This window comes from Pseudomonas folii (genome assembly GCF_014357575.1).
Taxonomy (GTDB): Bacteria; Pseudomonadota; Gammaproteobacteria; order Pseudomonadales; family Pseudomonadaceae; genus Aquipseudomonas; species Aquipseudomonas folii.
Genome location: NZ_JACONW010000028.1, coordinates 12563 through 30342, shown reverse-complemented (window position 1 = coordinate 30342; position 17780 = coordinate 12563). Strand labels below are relative to the sequence as shown.

Below are 17780 nucleotides of genomic sequence, written 5' to 3'. Positions count from 1 at the left end.
TCATTGCCCGCCAGACGCTCTTTGAGGTCCACCGTGAACACTGCCGTCAGCCCTTGCGCTCCTCAAACCCAGTCGACAACGATTGAAGCGGCCATCCCCTTGGGCGACGTTTATATCGAGAAAGACACGCCGCTGTTCATGCGCACGGTGCTGGCGCTGTTCGCGGGCGGTTTCGCGACGTTTGCGCTGCTGTATTGCGTGCAGCCGATGATGCCGGTGCTCTCCAGAGAGTTCTCGATCAATGCGGCGCAGAGCAGCCTGATTCTTTCTGTGTCGACCGGCATGCTGGCGATCGGTTTGCTGATTACCGGGCCGATCTCCGACCGCCTCGGGCGCAAGCCGGTGATGGTACTGGCGCTGTTTTGCGCGGCGATCTTCACCCTCGCCAGTGCATTGATGCCGAGCTGGGAAGGCGTGCTGATCACTCGAGCGTTCGTGGGCCTGTCCCTGAGCGGGCTGGCGGCGGTGGCGATGACCTATCTCAGCGAAGAGATTCATCCGAACCACATTGGTCTGGCCATGGGTTTGTACATTGGCGGCAACGCGATTGGCGGCATGAGCGGCCGGGTCATCACTGGCGTATTGATCGACTACGTCAGCTGGCATGTTGCGTTGATGGTGGTGGGTGTCCTGGCACTCATAGCGGCGGCAGTGTTCTGGAAAATCCTCCCGGAGTCGCGCAACTTCCGCGCACGGTCACTGCAGCCGCGCAGCCTGATTGATGGGTTCGTCATGCAGTTTCGCGATGCGGGCCTGCCATTGCTGTTCCTCGAAGCGTTCCTGCTGATGGGCAGCTTCGTGACCCTGTTCAACTACATTGGCTATCGCCTGCTGGCCGAGCCCTATCACTTGAGTCAGGCGGTGGTGGGGTTGTTTTCGGTGGTCTATCTGTCGGGCATCTACAGCTCGGCGAAGATTGGTTCGCTGGCGGACAAACTCGGCCGACGCCAAGTGCTGTGGGCGGTCATCGTGTTGATGTTGGCAGGCATGGCCCTGACGATGTTTGAGCCATTGGCGCTGGTAGTCATTGGCGTGCTGATGTTCACCTTCGGCTTCTTCGGTGCCCACTCAGTGGCCAGTAGCTGGATAGGCCGACGAGCACTCAAAGCCAAAGGCCAGGCGTCGTCACTTTATCTGTTCAGTTACTACGCAGGCTCAAGCGTCGCCGGAACGGCGGGCGGCGTGTGCTGGCATTACGGCGGGTGGCACGGCATCGGGTTGTTTATTGGCGTGCTGCTGTTGATTGCACTGGCGGTGGCGCTGAGGTTGGCGAAGTTACCGCCGTTGCAGGTAAAGACACAAATATAAGCGCTCCCTGTAGGAGCTGCCAAAGGCTGCGAAAGCGGTGTGTCAGGAATACACCTTCGCAGCGTTCGGCAGCACCTACAGGGTCATTGCATTAACCGTGATACTGCGCCGACAACTCATGCACCGCTTCAATGAAAGCACCGGCATGTGCAGGGTCAACTTCAGGCGTGATGCCGTGGCCGAGGTTGAAGACGTGGCCATTGCCGCTGCCATAGCTGGCGAGGATGCGCGCCACTTCGGCGCGAATGGCTTGCGGGCTGGCGTACAACACTGACGGGTCCATGTTGCCTTGCAGTGCGACCTTGTCACCCACGCGACGACGGGCGTCGCCGATGTTGGTGGTCCAGTCCAGACCCAGTGCGTCAGCGCCGGTGTCAGCCATGCTTTCCAGCCACAGACCGCCGCCTTTGGTGAACAGGATGACCGGGACCTTGCGCCCGTCGTGCTCGCGAATCAGACCGTTGACGATCTTGCGCATGTACGCCAGCGAGAACTCCTGGTAGGCGGCATCGGAAAGGCTACCGCCCCAGCTGTCGAACACTTGCACCGCCTGCGCGCCTGCCAGGATCTGGCCGTTGAGGTAAGCAATGACCGAGTCCGCCAGCTTGTCCAGCAGCAAGTGCATGGCCTGCGGGTTTTCGTAAAGCATGGCTTTCGACTTGCGATGGTCCTTCGACGAACCGCCTTCGACCATATAGGTGGCGAGGGTCCATGGGCTGCCGGAGAAACCAATCAGCGGCACACGGCCATTCAGTTCGCGACGAATAGTGCTGACGGCGTCCATCACATAACCGAGGTCTTTTTGCGGATCAGGGATCGGCAAGGCCTCGATATCGGCCATTGTGTTGACGGTTTTCTTGAAGCGCGGGCCTTCGCCGGTTTCAAAGTACAGGCCCAACCCCATGGCATCCGGAATGGTCAGGATGTCGGAGAATAGAATTGCAGCGTCCAGCGGATAACGCTCGAGCGGTTGCAACGTGACTTCGCAGGCGAATTCCGGGTTCATGCACAAGCTCATGAAGTCCCCGGCTTTGGCCCGACTGGCGCGGTATTCCGGCAGATAGCGCCCGGCCTGGCGCATCATCCAGACAGGGGTAATGTCCACGGGTTGCTTGAGCAGGGCACGAAGGAAACGGTCGTTCTTCAGGGCAGTCATGTCGGCATCCGCAAAAAAAGTGCGGGCATTTTCTCAGACGCAGACGCAAAAGGCACGGCCAGAGCCGTGCCTTTTATCTATCGGGTCGATTTGTCGCGGGGGTGCAGTTCATCAAACAGCGCAAATCATTTGATTAATTGCCCCTGACAGGAACGCTCCGAGGTTGCGACGGCGACGAATGCAGTCGGTCTGATACAGCGTTCTCGCAACCTTCGGCAGGTCCTACAGAGGCGACGCGTCAAACTCAATGTTTGGATTTGTGCGAGGGCATGATTTCTTCAAACACGAGGATCTATTCCCGGCTAAAGCCAGTCCCACGACGGCACGCCACACCCCTGTGACAGCGAGGCTTGCCCGCGAATCATGCGGCCCATCAGGCGGACTGTGTCGTCTTCATCGCGAGCAAGCTCACTCCTACAGATGACCACCCCGCCGCAGGAGCGGCTTTAGCCGCGAGCAGCAGCCACACCCTGGATAGGTGTTGTTGCAAATGACGCCCTCACGGCTAAGGCCGGTCCGACGGATAATCACCGAACCTGCGATCAGACGCCCAGGTAGTCCAGAATCCCTTCAGCCGCATTACGGCCTTCGAAGATTGCAGTCACCACCAGGTCAGAACCGCGCACCATATCGCCACCGGCGAAGATTTTCGGGTTGCTGGTCTGGTGTTTGTACTGCGCCTGTTCCGGGGCGATGACGCGGCCCTGGCTGTCGGTCTGGATGGCGAATTGCTCGAACCACGGCGCCGGGCTTGGACGGAAGCCGAAAGCGATCACCACAGCATCAGCCGGGATGATCTCTTCCGAACCAGGAATCGGCTCAGGGCTGCGACGACCACGGGCATCCGGTTCGCCGAGACGGGTCTCGACGACCTTCACACCTTCAACCTTGTCTTCGCCCACGATGGCGATCGGCTGACGGTTGTAGAGGAATTTCACGCCTTCTTCCTTGGCGTTCTTCACTTCCTTGCGCGAACCCGGCATGTTTTCTTCGTCACGCCGATAAGCGCAGGTCACCGACTTGGCGCCTTGGCGGATCGAAGTACGGTTGCAGTCCATGGCCGTGTCACCACCGCCAAGCACCACAATCTTCTTGCCCTTCATGTCGACGAAATCTTCTGGCGACTTTTCAAAGCCCAGGTTGCGATTGACGTTGGCGATCAGGAAGTCCAGCGCATCATGCACGCCCGGCAAGTCTTCACCGGCAAAGCCGCCTTTCATGTAGGTGTAGGTGCCCATGCCCATGAACACCGCATCGTATTCTTCGAGCAACTGCTCCATGGTCACGTCCTTGCCGACTTCGGTATTGAGGCGGAACTCTATACCCATGCCGGAGAACACTTCACGACGGTGGCTCAGGACAGTCTTTTCCAGCTTGAACTCGGGGATGCCAAAGGTCAGCAGACCGCCGATTTCAGGGTTCTTGTCGAACACCACCGGGGTCACGCCGCCACGCACCAGCACGTCGGCACAGCCCAGACCGGCAGGGCCGGCACCAACAATTGCCACGCGCTTGCCGGTGGGCACAACCTTGGACATGTCCGGACGCCAGCCCATGGCGAACGCGGTATCAGTGATGTACTTCTCGACCGAGCCGATGGTCACAGCGCCAAAACCGTCGTTCAGGGTGCAGGCACCCTCACACAGACGATCCTGTGGGCACACACGGCCGCAGACTTCCGGCAAGGTGTTGGTCTGGTGGGACAGTTCGGCGGCGGCCAGGATGTTGCCTTCCGCAACCAGCTTCAGCCAGTTGGGAATGAAGTTGTGTACCGGGCATTTCCACTCGCAGTACGGGTTACCGCAACCCAGGCAACGGTGGGCCTGATCGGCCGACTGTTGGGGTTTGAAAGGTTCGTAGATTTCCACGAACTCTTTCTTGCGCTGACGCAGCAGCTTCTTCTTCGGATCTTTACGCCCGACATCGATGAACTGGAAGTCGTTACTTAGACGTTCGGCCATTCTCTTGAACCTCTACATGGCAGCTTCAGGCGACAAACCTGAAGCTGCCAGAATCATATTCGCAGGCAAATCACGCACTGCTGTTAACTTGCGGCTTGAAGCTTGCCGCTTAAAGCTGCAGTTACTGCGGATTCGCGCGGGTGCTGGAGAGCAACGACTTCAGCGAAGCAGCCTTCGGCTTGACCATCCAGAAGCGGCGCAGGTAATCGTCCAGGTTTTCCCAGACGTTACGGCCCCACTCGCTGTCGGTTTCCTCGACGTACTCGGCCAGGACACGCTCCAGATGGCTGCGATAAGCTTCCATCGACTCGCCGCTGATGCGCTGAATCTCAACCAGCTCATGGTTGACCCGGTCAACGAAGCTGTTATCCAGGTCGAGTACGTAGGCGAAACCACCGGTCATGCCGGAACCGAAGTTATAGCCGGTCTTGCCCAATACGCAGACGAAGCCGCCGGTCATGTATTCGCAGCAGTGGTCGCCGGTGCCTTCCACGATGGTGTGGGCCCCGGAGTTACGCACTGCGAAACGCTCGCCCGCCGTACCGGCTGCGAACAGCTTGCCGCCGGTTGCGCCGTACAGGCAGGTGTTGCCGATGATGGCGCTTTCCTGGGTTTTGAACGGGCTGCCTTTTGGCGGAACGATCACCAGCTTGCCAGCGGTCATGCCTTTACCGACGTAGTCGTTGGCATCGCCTTCCAGGTACATGTTCAGGCCACCGGCGTTCCACACACCGAAGCTCTGACCGGCCGTCCCTTTGAAGCGGAAGGTGATCGGAGCCTTGTTCATGCCCTGGTTGCCATGCAGCTTGGCGATTTCGCCGGAAATCCGTGCGCCGATGGAGCGGTCGCAGTTGCAGATGTCCAGTTCGTACTCACCGCCACTCAGGCTTTGAATAGCCGGCTTGGCCATTTCAACCATGCGCTCGGCCAGCAAGCCTTTGTCGAACGGAGGGTTGCGATCCACAAGACTGAACTGAGGTTTGTCAGCCGGAATATGGTCGCTGCCCAGCAACGGCGTCAGGTCCAGGTGCTGCTGCTTGGCGGTTTCGCCCGGCAGGATGTCCAGCAGATCAGTACGGCCGATCAGCTCTTCCAGCGAACGGACGCCCAGTTTGGCCAGCCACTCGCGGGTTTCTTCAGCTACGTAGGTGAAGAAGTTGATCACCATATCGACGGTGCCGATGTAGTGGTCTTTACGCAGCTTCTCGTTCTGGGTTGCAACGCCGGTAGCGCAGTTGTTCAGGTGGCAGATACGCAGGTATTTGCAGCCCAGCGCGATCATCGGCGCAGTACCGAAACCGAAGCTTTCAGCGCCGAGAATTGCAGCCTTGATAACGTCCAGACCGGTTTTCAGACCACCGTCGGTCTGTACCCGAACCTTGCCGCGCAAGTCGTTGCCACGCAGGGTCTGGTGGGTTTCGGCCAGGCCGAGTTCCCACGGAGCGCCCGCGTATTTGATCGACGACAGCGGCGAAGCACCGGTCCCGCCGTCATAGCCGGAAATAGTGATCAGGTCGGCGTAAGCCTTGGCAACACCAGCGGCAATCGTACCCACGCCTGCTTCAGCAACCAGTTTCACCGAAACCAGTGCATCCGGATTGACCTGCTTGAGGTCGAAAATCAGCTGCGACAAGTCTTCGATGGAATAGATGTCGTGGTGCGGAGGCGGTGAAATCAGGGTCACGCCCGGCACTGCATAACGCAGCTTGGCGATCAGACCGTTCACTTTACCGCCCGGCAGTTGCCCGCCCTCGCCCGGCTTGGCGCCTTGAGCGACCTTGATCTGTAACACATCGGCGTTGACCAGATACTCAGGGGTCACACCAAAACGGCCAGTAGCGATCTGTTTGATTTTCGAACTGCGGATGGTGCCGTAGCGCGCAGGGTCTTCGCCGCCCTCACCGGAGTTGGAGCGTGCGCCCAAGCGGTTCATGGCTTCAGCCAGCGCTTCGTGAGCTTCAGGAGACAGTGCGCCCAGCGAGATGCCCGCCGAGTCAAAGCGCTTGAGGATTTCCGCCAGCGGCTCGACTTCGTCGATGGACATCGGCGTGTCGAGGGTCTTGACCTGGAACAGGTCGCGAATCATCGACACGGGACGCTTGTCCACCAGCGAGGTGTATTCCTTGAACTTGGCGTAGTCGCCCTGTTGCACAGCGGCTTGCAGCATGCTGACCACGTCCGGGTTGTAGGCGTGGTATTCGCCACCGAACACGAACTTGAGCAGGCCACCTTGCTGGATAGGCTTGCGCGGGCTCCAGGCTTCGTTCGAGAGCAACTTCTGCTCGGCTTCGATATCGACGAAACGCGCACCTTTGATGCGGCTCGGGACGCCACGGAAGCTCAGCTCGCAGACCGCTTCGGACAAGCCGATAGCTTCGAACAATTGCGCGCCACGGTACGAAGCAATGGTCGAAATGCCCATCTTCGACAGAATCTTGAGCAGGCCTTTGGTGATGCCTTTGCGGTAGTTCTTGAACACCTCATAGAGGTCGCCCAGCACTTCACCGGTGCGGATCAGGTCGCCCAGCACTTCGTAAGCCAGGAACGGATAGACCGCCGAAGCACCGAAGCCGATCAATACGGCAAAGTGATGCGGATCGCGGGCTGTCGCGGTTTCAACCAGGATGTTGCTGTCGCAACGCAGGCCCTTTTCAGTCAGGCGGTGGTGCACCGCGCCTACTGCCAGAGAGGCGTGAGCCGGCAGTTTGCCCGGCGCAATATGGCGGTCAGTCAGGACGATCTGGGTACGACCGGCACGCACAGCTTCTTCAGCCTGATCGGCGATATTACGCACGGCCGCTTCCAGGCCGATGCTCTCGTCGTAGTTCAGGTCGATGATCTGCCGCTCGAAGCCTGGACGCTCCAGAGTCATCAGCGAGCGCCACTTGGCCGGAGAAATGACCGGCGAGCTGAGGATCACGCGGGAAGCGTGCTCAGGCGACTCCTGGAAAATGTTGCGCTCGGCACCGAGGCAGATTTCCAGCGACATGACGATGGCTTCACGCAGCGGGTCAATCGGCGGGTTGGTGACCTGCGCGAACTGCTGACGGAAGTAGTCATAAGGCGAGCGCACGCGCTGCGACAGGATCGCCATCGGCGTGTCGTCACCCATGGAGCCAACCGCTTCCTGGCCTTGCTCACCAAGCGGACGCAATACCTGATCGCGCTCTTCGAAGGTGACCTGATACATCTTCATGTATTGCTTGAGCTGGTCGGCATTATAGAAAGCCGAACCATGGTCGTTGTCTTCGATGGTCGCCTGGATACGCAAAGCGTTCTTGCGCAGCCATTGCTTGTACGGATGACGCGACTTCAAGCGGTTGTCGATGGCGTCGGTGTCGAGGATCTGACCGGTTTCGGTGTCCACGGCAAAGATCTGACCCGGACCGACACGGCCCTTGGCGATCACGTCTTCCGGCTTGTAGTCCCACACGCCGATTTCCGACGCCAGGGTGATGTAGCCATTCTTGGTGGTGACCCAGCGAGCCGGACGCAGACCGTTACGGTCAAGCAGGCACACCGCGTGGCGACCTTCGGTCATTACGACGCCAGCGGGGCCATCCCACGGCTCCATGTGCATGGAGTTGTATTCATAGAACGCCCGCAGATCGGGGTCCATGGTTTCAACGTTCTGCCACGCAGGCGGAATGATCATGCGCACGCCACGGAACAGGTCGATGCCGCCGGTGACCATCAGCTCCAGCATGTTGTCCATGCTCGAGGAGTCGGAACCTACACGGTTGACCAGCGGGCCCAGCTCGTCCAGATCCGGAATCAGTTCGTTGGCGAACTTGGTGCGACGGGCCTGCGCCCAGTTGCGGTTACCGGTAATGGTGTTGATCTCGCCGTTGTGGGCGAGGAAGCGGAACGGCTGCGCCAACGGCCATTTCGGCAGGGTGTTGGTCGAGAAGCGCTGGTGGAACACGCAGATCGCGGTTTGCAGGCGCTCATCGCTCAGGTCAGGGAAAAATGCCGTCAGGTCGCGCGGCATCATCAGACCTTTGTAGATGATGGTCTTGTGAGAAAAACTGCAGATGTAGTGATCGGTGTCTTCAGCGTTGGCGACCGAAGAACGGCGACGGGCGCTGAACAGCTTGATTGCGAACTCCTGATCGCTCAAGCCTTCACCACCGATGAACACCTGCTCGATTTTCGGCAGACGCTCCAGAGCCAGACGACCCAGCACGCTGGTGTCAATCGGCACCTGGCGCCAACCAACGAGGGTCAGGCCAGCAGCGAGAATCTCGCGATTCATGTTCTCGCGGGCGGCATCGGCTTTGGCGTCGTCCTGATTGAGGAACACCATGCCCACGGCATATTGACGCGGCAGCTCATTGCCAAAGTGTTCTTTGGCAATGGCGCGCAGGAACGCGTCCGGTTTTTGAATCAACAGCCCGCAACCGTCACCGGTCTTGCCGTCGGCGTTGATCCCACCACGGTGGGTCATGCAGGTCAGGGCTTGGATAGCCGTCTGCAACAGGTGATGACTGGGCTCGCCCTGCATGTGGGCAATCAGGCCGAAACCACAGTTATCCTTGAATTCATCTGGATGGTACAGACCTGCTTTCATAGACACTTTCTCACCAGGCTGCCTCTAAAAGAGACAAATTTCTTTTCAATTCAACCAGTTACCTCTCGCGCTGAACGTACGCCAGCTTAGCGGGAGCAAAAGGGAGGTCATTGTACACAGCGACACAAAGCCTCACAAATTTAACGACGAACAGTCGTAAATTCGTGTCGCATTTATGAACGTTTATAGCTGGATGCTGTGCTAGTCAAAGGCTTTTTTAGCGATCTGACCAAAACACCCCGTTTTTCAAAAGCGTCCGGGACGCAGACACCACAACGCGCGCGGTCAATCTGACTGCACGCTTGCGGATCAAAACAGGGATGCTGGGTGAGCGGCCTGGATAAGGCCGCTGCGACTTCAGCGAGCTGCGCCGAGTTCCTGTTGGATACTGGCGACAGTACGAGGCCAAGGTTTACCAGCCTGAACCTTCGCTGGCAATACCTTGATGGCTGCAAGGGCAGCTGCGCGGTCAGAGAAGTTGCCGTAAGTGATCACATACAGCGGCTTGCCCTGAAGCGTTTTCTTGAAATAACGGTACTCGCCGCCTTGCTCGGCAACGAACGCCTGTGCGGTGCTCTCGGAGCTGGTGCCCAGGATCTGCACCACATAACGCCCCGGTGCCTGACTGCCATACCAGCTGCTACCGGCTGCCGGTTTTCCGGCAGCGGCCGGTGCAGTCTTGGCGGTTGCCACTTGCGCTGGAGCCTGCGCAGGCGCTGCAGGCTTCGGCGCGGTCGCAGCAGGTGCGGCTGGCTTCGGAGCAGTCGCGGCCGCTGGCGGCGCAATGGAAGAACGAGGTGTCGACGCTGCAGCACCGGCCGGCACACCAGCGGGTGGCGCGGTGGTGGTCACGGTAGGCGGCTGATCAACAGATCCAACCGGTACGCCGTCATCGTCGCCATCGCTCGCGCCCGCCGCTTCAGCCAGAGGGCCGCGCATGACAGGTTGAGAGTTGCCCACCAGCGGCAACGGCATCGGCTGCGAATTACCCGCGAACTCGATGGCCGGGCCACCGTTGTTGGACTGCTGAGCGCTTGGCGTGCCCTGACCCAGAGGCAATTGCGCCTGAGAGTTGGCAGGCTGCGTCGCTGGGGCGCTGGAATTGCCGCCACGGCCAGGGATAAGCACTGCTGCCAATACCCCGACTGCAACCACAGCACCCAGTGCCATTACATATTTCTTCGGCATTTTGAATCCCACACTTGGGCGTTTGACCGCCGAACGGCTGGCGATCATCGCCTCGATCATTGAGTCCCGGGCAACCTGATTGATAGCGCCAGGCCATCCACCGGAATGCTCGTGAATATCGGTTATCTGCTCGGCCGTGAACAATTCGATGCCTTGTCCGGCACCTTCCAGTCGCTGCTCCAGATATTCCCGTGTTTCATCTTCCGTGTAAGGTGCCAGCTCGATGACGTGATAGCGCTCGCCCTCGGTTTGCGCTTCGGCACACAGCTGATCGAGTCGATCGATCAGCGACGCCTCACCGAACAGAAACACATGCGGGCGGCCTTCAGGACTTCCATCGGCCAGACCAAGCAGTGCTTCGAGTGCGGATTCGCCGAGTTGTTCGGCATCGTCCACCAACAAATAGACTTCCTGCCCGGTCAGGGCCAATTGCACGACCTGCGCAAGGATGGCGCGCATCTCTGGCTGGGCGACATTCAGCGCCTGGGCAACCTGACGCAGCAGACCGGCTGCATCGGCGGCACCGCGAGCCGAAACCACCACGCTCTGGACCGATTGTTTGTTGGTGCTGGCAACCAGTGCCTGACGCAACAAGGTCTTGCCGCTGCCAACCGGGCCGGTCACGACCAGCAATAACTGGCTGTAACGAGCCAAATGATGCAACTGACCCAATACCGGCTTGCGCTGGGCAGGGAAGAATTTGAAGCCAGGCACCCGCGCTGCGAACGGGTCATGACTCAACTGGTAATGGCCGAGGAAGGCCTCGTCGGCGTGCAAGCTACTCGTCATGGAATTTCATTAACCTCTGAGCTGATCCACGAGGGCGCGGTAATCCGCTGCCAGCGTGGCCTGTAAAACTTCTTTTGGATATTCGTCGGTGATCACGGCTTCGCCCATACGGCGCAGCAAGACCAGACGCAGACGACCATCCAGGACTTTTTTGTCGACAGCCATGTGCTCGAGGAAATGCTCCGGGGTCATCTCCTGTGGAGGCACCACTGGCAAACCGGCACGCTGCAACAGGCGAATGCCGCGATTGCGCTCCTGCTCGGTGATCCAGCCCAGACGCGAGGACATTTCCAGCGCCATGGCCGTGCCTGCGCCTACCGCCTCACCATGCAGCCAGACGCCGTAACCCATGTGGGTTTCGATGGCATGCCCGAACGTGTGGCCTAGATTCAGCGTAGCGCGCACGCCGGTTTCCCGCTCATCAGCACCGACAATCAAGGCCTTGGCGGCACAGGAGCGCTCGATGGCAACCGTCAAGGCGGCCTGATCCAGGCCACGCAACTGATCAACGTTTTGTTCAAGCCAGGTCAGGAACGGCTCATCGCAGATCAGACCATATTTGATGACTTCAGCAAGGCCCGCCGACAGCTCGCGCTCCGGCAGCGTATTGAGGCTGGCAGTGTCGATCAGCACGACGCTTGGCTGATAGAACGCACCCACCATGTTCTTGCCCAGCGGGTGGTTGATACCGGTCTTGCCGCCCACCGAAGAATCAACCTGGGACAGCAGGGTCGTAGGAATCTGAATGAAGTTCACGCCGCGCTGGTAACAGGCAGCTGCAAAACCGGCCATGTCGCCGATTACGCCGCCGCCAAGGGCGATTACCGTGGTACGTCGATCATGACGGGCACCCAGCAGGCCATCGAAAATGGTTTGCAATGTTTCCCAGTTCTTGAAGGCTTCGCCGTCCGGAAGGATGACAGGCAGGACGTTGTAGCCGACCAGGGTGCGGGTCAGTCGCTCAAGGTAAAGGGGCGCGACGGTGGTATTGGAAACAATCGCCACTTGCCGCCCGACGATATGCGGAGCGAGTAAATCCAAACGATCCAGCAAGCCTTCACCGATGTGAATCGGGTAGCTACGCTCGCCAAGCTCGACCTTAAGTGTCTGCATGTGTCCCCACGTTGATTACCGAATACGTCGCCGTGAGCGCTTTTGGCACTCACGCAACAGGTGGCTCAAGGCAACGCCTCGTCCTGTGTTTTTATTGGTCGCAGAGGATAGCGCATTTCTGCCCAGGCTTTAACGGGGAGGAAGCTCCGCCAGGCGCGCAAGGATATCAAGAACCACCATTCGTGGCGGCCGCTCATCGGTTTCAACCACCAGATCCGCAATCTCCCGATAAAGCGGGTCACGCATTTCGAGCAGATCGCTCAAAACCTTTGCCGGATCAGCGGTGCGCAACAGCGGGCGGTTGCGGTCGCGGGCGGTGCGCCCGACTTGCTGCTCTACCGAGGCATGCAGATACACCACGCGTCCGCCCTGATGCAGGGCCTGGCGATTTTCGCTACGCATGACGGCACCGCCGCCGGTCGCGAGGACAATCCCGTCGACACTGCACAGCTCGGCAATCATCGCCTGCTCGCGGTCACGGAATCCGGGTTCGCCTTCCTTATCGAAGATCCACGGGATATTGGCACCCGTGCGCAGTTCAATTTCCTTGTCGGAATCCTTGAACGGCAGGCGCAGCTCTTTGGCCAGCAAACGGCCGATGGTGCTTTTACCAGCCCCCATCGGCCCTACAAGTATTAAATTTCGCACAGAATCAACGACTCACAGCAATCGCCTGGTTGTTCATGATACGCGGAGTGAGGAACACCAGCAGCTCGGATTTTGCCTCCGAGACCACATCGCGCCGGAAAAGGCGGCCAACATACGGCACATCGCCGAGAAATGGCACCTTATCGACAGTTTTAGTTTGCGTATTGGAGAACACACCACCGATTACGATGGTCTCGCCATCAGCCACCAGCACCTTGGCATTGACTTCGTTTTTACGAATAGGTGGCACACCTTGCACCATGTTCAGGTAGTCCGGCTCATCCTTGGTGACCTTGACCTCCATGATGATGCGGTTGTCTGGCGTGATCTGCGGCGTCACTTCCAGGGAGAGCGATGCCTCTTTGAAGGACACGGTGGTGGCGCCGCTGGAGCTGGACTCCTGATACGGAATCTCGGTGCCTTTCAGAATCTTCGCGGTTTCCTTATCGGACGTGACGACCTTTGGCTGGGAAACGATTTCACCATTGCCGGTTCTTTCCATGGCGCTCAGTTCAAGGTCCAGCAGGGTGTTGCTGGTGACGAAGGCGATACCGATGCCCGATGTGGCATTCGCAGCCCCCAGATCCACAAACGGTGTGTTGGCAGTAAGTTCATCGCCGGTGTTGCCCGCCTCATCACCATTGTCGTCCAGACCATAGGCGTTCCAGTTACTCCCACGCTTGAGGTTGGTCGACCCACCCCAATGCACCCCGAGCGCCTTGTCGTAACCGACGTTGGCCTCAACGATACGCGCTTCGATCATCACCTGACGCACCGGAATATCCAGTTGGGAAACGATACGACGCAGCTCGTCCAGACGATCCTGAGTCTGATAGGCAATGATATTGTTGGTACGCTCATCCACGGTGATCGAGCCACGCTCATCGACCTTGGATTCGGCGCTAGTGACCGACTGGAACAACTTGGCGATGTCCGCAGCCTTGGCGTAGTTGACCTGAAGCAACTCACGACGCAGCGGTGCCAGCTCGGCAATCTGCTTGAGAGACTCAAGCTCCTGCCGCTCACGGGCCGCAATTTCGTCAGCCGGTGCGACCAGCAACACATTGCCGATCTTGCGTTTGTCCAGACCTTTGGTTTTCAGCACCAGATCCAGCGCCTGATCCCACGGCACGTTTTGCAGACGCAAGGTAATGCCGCCCTGAACCGTGTCACTGGCCACCAGATTGAGGCTGGTGAAGTCCGCGATCAATTGCAGCACCGACCGCACATCGATGTCCTGGAAGTTGAGCGACAGCTTCTCACCGGTGTAAACCAGCTTCTCTGCGTTGCGACGGTCCAGGTCTTCGTTGGTCAACGGACGCACGCTGATGGTCAGCTTGTTTTCAGTCTGATAGGCGGAGTAATCGAAAGGCCCGGAAGGCTCGATGGTGATGCTTGCCTTGTCGCCGGTCGCAGAGGCGTTAACAAACTGCACCGGCGTGGCGAAGTCTTTGACGTCCAGTCGTACCCGCAGCTTTTCAGGCAGTTGGGTTTTGGCAAAATCGACGCGAATCTTGCCGCCCTGCTCCTGAATATCAGGCGCAACGCTGGAATCCGTCAGATCAATGATCACATTGCCTTCACCCAACTCGCCCCGCTGGAAATCGACATTCCGGATGGCTTTGCCAACTGGCCCATAAGCCTTGGGTCTTGCGGGAGCAGAGGGCGGTACGGCAACACGAGCAGCGCCCTGCGCAGTACTGGGCTGTGATGCCTGCGCCGCGGCAGCCCCCTGACCGATCACGACAAACAGATTATTGCCATCGACCCGCGAGCTGTAGGGCGCGAGCGTGGTCATGTTGATAATGACTCGCGTGCGATCATTGGCCTGGACCACAACCACGCTACGGGCATTGCCACTGCCCAGCTCACGACTCTTGGTCGCCAGCTGACTGGTCACGCCGGGCAAGTCGAGTGCGATACGGGCTGGCTGTTCGGTGGTATAGCCTCTGGGCGCCGGGACCGGCGCGTCAAAAGTCAGCTTGAGCTCGATCCTGTCACCGGGCAGCGCCGCAACATCCAGCGTTTTGAGAGTGGCGGCCTGGAGCACCGGCGAAATCATCGCAATCCATAGCGATACACCGATAGCCGAAAGAATCCTGGTCATGATCATTTTCCGTCCTGCGAACCCGAGAGTGCTTTGCATGCTTGGCTGTGCTCGTTTCATGAGCGTTCTTTCAGGGAAATGCTGCGCGGCCTTTCCAGCCATGCCCCCTCTCCGTCAGGAACTATTTCTACGACATCAACGCGAGATTCATCGACCGAGACAATCCGGCCGTTATTGCGGCCCAGATAATCACCGACTTTCACCCGGTATACGCCACCCGCCCCCTTGAGCAGGGCAAACGTCCCGGTTTCATTCCCCATGGTGCCGACCATCTCGAACGTCTCGATATTGAACCCTTCCAGAAACTGCCTTGGCCGGGTTTCATCCGGGGCCACGAGCCTTGAACCTTTAAGGCGGTTGACGATATCGACCTTGATCGGCGGCTGAAACGGGCTGCGCAGATTCGCAGCGTTATACGTGAAAGCCTCATAAGGACGAAACCTTGGCAGAGGCTCAATAGTGCCCGTCGGTCGGGCACGCGCCTCATCCATAAAGCTGGTCAGGTCGGCGAACGACGAATCCTCGTTGCACCCGGCCAGACTGATCAACGCCACACTGGCGCACAACAATCGCGCCAGCCTCATTTATTCAGTCCTTCGTCGTTGTAGCGATAGGTCTTGGCGAGAATATTCATTCGCAACCTGGCGGGATTTGACGCTTCCACAGGTTTGATCTCGAAGTCATGCAGGGTGACGATCCGCGGCAGGCTGGCGACACCACTGACGAAGGTCGCCAGATCGTGATACCCGCCCACAACGGTGATCTGTATCGGCAACTCGATGTAAAACTGCTGAGCAGCTTCCGGCAGCAACTTGATCTCTTCGAACTCCAGTCCGCTGCCCAACCCTGTGCGCGTGATGTCCTCCAGCAAACCAGGCACTTCGGTATCGCTGGGCAACTGCCGCAACAATGCGCCGAAGGTGTTTTCCATCTCGGTCATCTGCACCTTGTAGGGCTGCAGGTTAGCGGCCTGAAATGCCTTGTTGGTGAACTGCTCCTTCAGCGTGATTTCATTGGCGCGCGCGCCATCCAGCCGACTCTCGAGATCCTGGATATAGAAGAAGTAACCCAAGGCCAGCACTAACACCATCAACAGGATGCCGCTCACGAACTTGACGGCAGCAGGCCATGAGCCAAGGTTGTTGATGTCCAGATCGCCAAGGTCAATCCGGCGCAGACTTTCCAGCGACTCGGAAAGGTTCATGGCTTGACTCCATCAATGGCCGGTTGCGTCTGGCGCACTGTTAACTGAAACACGTTGGCCTGATCCAGCGCGCCAGCGGTCGTGGCCTTGACCTCAGTCAGACTCGGCGCTTCAAACCAGTCAGAAGCGTCGAGATTACGCATCAAGTCCGACACGCGATTGTTCGATTCTGCCGCGCCGGTGATGCTCACCAGGTTGTCGACCATCTTCACGTTCGAGAAATACACACCGTCCGGCAGAGTACGTGCCATCTGATCAAAGACCCGGCCGATGATCGGCCGATTGCCTTGCAGGTCCTGGATGATTTTCATCCGTTCCAGCAACTGCTTGCGACGAGCTCGCAGATCACTGATCTCTTTAATACGTTCATCGAGCTGCACGATTTCGTTCTGGATGAATGCATTGCGCGCCGCCTGATGAGTGATCGCACTGCTCAAATATTGATCAACCATGAACAATACGCCGACCGAAGCCACAAATACGCCAGCCAGGGCCATGAGAAATCGTTTCTTGCGCTCTTCGCGAAGCTGTTCACGCCAGGGGAGAAGGTTGATCCGTGCCATCAGTCAAAGCTCCTCAGGGCCAGACCGCACGCGATCATCAAAGCAGGAGCATCGCTGGCCAGGGCGCCAGCATTGACCTTGGCGCTCAAGGCCATGTCTGCAAACGGGTTGGCGACCAGCGTGGGAGTGCCGACGCGCTGCTGGATCAAGTTGTCCAGACCGGAAACCGATGCGGTACCACCGGCCAGCATGATGTAGTCCACGGCGTTGTATTGTCCTGCGGCGAAGAAGAATTGCAGCGACCGGGCAACTTGCTGCACCACGGCATCCTTGAATGGCTGCAGCACTTCGATCAAGTAATCATCGGGCAGACCGCCCTGCTTCTTGGCGAGGCCGGCCTCTTCCATGGAAAGGCCATAGCGACGGCGAATTTCCTCAGTCAGCTGCCGCCCGCCGAACAACTGCTCACGGGTATAAATAATGCGCCCGTTGTGCAGCACGCTCAGGGTCGTCATGGTCGCGCCGATGTCGACGATGGCAACGGTCAGTTTGTCGTGACCGCTACCCAACTGCGTCGACAACAGGCCATAGGCACGCTCGAGTGCGTAGGCTTCTACATCGACGACCCGCGCGCTGAGGCCCGCGAGCGCCAGAGCGGCTTCACGTACTTCAACGTTTTCTTTGCGACAGGCAGCAAGCAGGACTTCGACGCGCTCGGGATTACGCACCGAATAGCCTTGAACCTCGAAATCGATTGCGACTTCTTCCAATGGATAGGGAATGTACTGGTCAGCCTCGATCTTCAGCTGGTTTTCCATGTCGTCATCCGACAGGCCAGCGTCCATCTCAATGGTCTTGGTAATGACGGCGGAACCGGCCACGGCAACCGCCACAGATTTGACGCTTGTACGCGCCTTGGCCAACACGCGCGTCAACGCATTTCCGACGCCTTCGAGCTCGGCAATGTTCTTTTCGACCACAGCGTTCGCCGGGAGTGGCTCCACCGCGTAGGACTCGACTTTGTAGCGTGTGCCGGAACGACTCAACTCAAGGAGTTTCACCGATGTAGAGCTAATATCGATCCCTAGAAGGGTGTTGGCCTTCTTACCGAAGAGTTCGAACACAACCTGTTCCCTATGAGTTTCCGTCACTTACGGATTATTTGTTGTCCAACGCCGCTGTCAGCAATCCTGACAGTAGCGCAAATAACGCTTGGAGACGAAAAATGCTTAT

The 17780-nt window shown here is 58.6% G+C and carries 12 protein-coding genes; 1 reads left to right on the top strand and 11 read right to left on the bottom strand.

The features are described 5' to 3' along the window. Positions 1–81: 81 nt before the first annotated feature. Positions 82–1308, top strand: a complete 1227-nt coding sequence (locus tag H8S59_RS08565) for an MFS transporter (RefSeq protein ID WP_425504564.1) — start codon at positions 82–84, stop codon at positions 1306–1308. Positions 1309–1399: 91 nt separating this feature from the next. Here H8S59_RS08565 and hemE read toward each other — a convergent pair whose 3' ends face one another. The 11 genes from hemE to H8S59_RS08510 all read right to left on the bottom strand — a co-directional run bounded on the left by hemE (position 1400) and on the right by H8S59_RS08510 (position 17671). Beyond that, positions 1400–2464 (bottom strand): uroporphyrinogen decarboxylase, encoded by a 1065-nt coding sequence (hemE, locus tag H8S59_RS08560; RefSeq protein ID WP_095092481.1) that lies wholly within the window; start codon positions 2462–2464, stop codon positions 1400–1402. Between the two features lie 542 nt (positions 2465–3006). Then, positions 3007–4425, bottom strand: coding sequence for an FAD-dependent oxidoreductase (locus H8S59_RS08555; RefSeq protein ID WP_095092482.1), 1419 nt, complete (start codon positions 4423–4425; stop codon positions 3007–3009). A 121-nt stretch (positions 4426–4546) separates the two neighbouring features. Next, a complete protein-coding gene (gene gltB, locus H8S59_RS08550) occupies positions 4547–8995 on the bottom strand; it encodes a glutamate synthase large subunit (protein WP_187521126.1) in 4449 nt (1482 codons plus the stop codon). A 357-nt stretch (positions 8996–9352) separates the two neighbouring features. Beyond that, positions 9353–10972, bottom strand: a complete 1620-nt coding sequence (locus H8S59_RS08545) for an AAA family ATPase (RefSeq protein WP_187521115.1) — start codon at positions 10970–10972, stop codon at positions 9353–9355. Between the two features lie 9 nt (positions 10973–10981). After that, positions 10982–12085 (bottom strand): 3-dehydroquinate synthase, encoded by a 1104-nt coding sequence (gene aroB / locus H8S59_RS08540; protein ID WP_187521114.1) that lies wholly within the window; start codon positions 12083–12085, stop codon positions 10982–10984. A gap of 129 nt (positions 12086–12214) precedes the next feature. Then, positions 12215–12733, bottom strand: a complete 519-nt coding sequence (gene aroK / locus H8S59_RS08535) for a shikimate kinase AroK (protein ID WP_027901980.1) — start codon at positions 12731–12733, stop codon at positions 12215–12217. Between the two features lie 4 nt (positions 12734–12737). Beyond that, a complete protein-coding gene (locus tag H8S59_RS08530; protein WP_176469754.1) occupies positions 12738–14840 on the bottom strand; it encodes a type IV pilus secretin PilQ in 2103 nt (700 codons plus the stop codon). A 56-nt stretch (positions 14841–14896) separates the two neighbouring features. Beyond that, entirely contained in the window at positions 14897–15424 is a 528-nt protein-coding gene (pilP, locus tag H8S59_RS08525; RefSeq protein WP_187521113.1) for a type 4a pilus biogenesis lipoprotein PilP, read from the bottom strand. Continuing rightward, on the bottom strand, positions 15421–16044 hold the full coding sequence (gene pilO, locus H8S59_RS08520) for a type 4a pilus biogenesis protein PilO (RefSeq protein WP_187521112.1): 624 nt from the start codon (positions 16042–16044) through the stop codon (positions 15421–15423). Before pilO ends, pilP begins: the two co-directional genes overlap by 4 nt. Next, entirely contained in the window at positions 16041–16607 is a 567-nt protein-coding gene (locus tag H8S59_RS08515) for a PilN domain-containing protein (protein ID WP_095092489.1), read from the bottom strand. Before H8S59_RS08515 ends, pilO begins: the two co-directional genes overlap by 4 nt. Beyond that, a complete protein-coding gene (locus tag H8S59_RS08510) occupies positions 16607–17671 on the bottom strand; it encodes a pilus assembly protein PilM (protein ID WP_095092490.1) in 1065 nt (354 codons plus the stop codon). Before H8S59_RS08510 ends, H8S59_RS08515 begins: the two co-directional genes overlap by 1 nt. Positions 17672–17780: the final 109 nt, after the last annotated feature.

What these genes read in the sequence shown, in the direction of transcription:
- H8S59_RS08545 (WP_187521115.1), bottom strand. Translation starts at nt 10,972, where the DNA reads ATGACGAGTAGCTTGCACGCCGACGAGGCCTTCCTCGGCCATTACCAG.
- hemE (WP_095092481.1), bottom strand. Translation starts at nt 2,464, where the DNA reads ATGACTGCCCTGAAGAACGACCGTTTCCTTCGTGCCCTGCTCAAGCAA.
- pilP (WP_187521113.1), bottom strand. Translation starts at nt 15,424, where the DNA reads ATGAGGCTGGCGCGATTGTTGTGCGCCAGTGTGGCGTTGATCAGTCTG.
- pilO (WP_187521112.1), bottom strand. Translation starts at nt 16,044, where the DNA reads ATGAACCTTTCCGAGTCGCTGGAAAGTCTGCGCCGGATTGACCTTGGC.
- aroB (WP_187521114.1), bottom strand. Translation starts at nt 12,085, where the DNA reads ATGCAGACACTTAAGGTCGAGCTTGGCGAGCGTAGCTACCCGATTCAC.
- gltB (WP_187521126.1), bottom strand. Translation starts at nt 8,995, where the DNA reads ATGAAAGCAGGTCTGTACCATCCAGATGAATTCAAGGATAACTGTGGT.
- H8S59_RS08555 (WP_095092482.1), bottom strand. Translation starts at nt 4,425, where the DNA reads ATGGCCGAACGTCTAAGTAACGACTTCCAGTTCATCGATGTCGGGCGT.
- H8S59_RS08530 (WP_176469754.1), bottom strand. Translation starts at nt 14,840, where the DNA reads ATGACCAGGATTCTTTCGGCTATCGGTGTATCGCTATGGATTGCGATG.
- H8S59_RS08515 (WP_095092489.1), bottom strand. Translation starts at nt 16,607, where the DNA reads ATGGCACGGATCAACCTTCTCCCCTGGCGTGAACAGCTTCGCGAAGAG.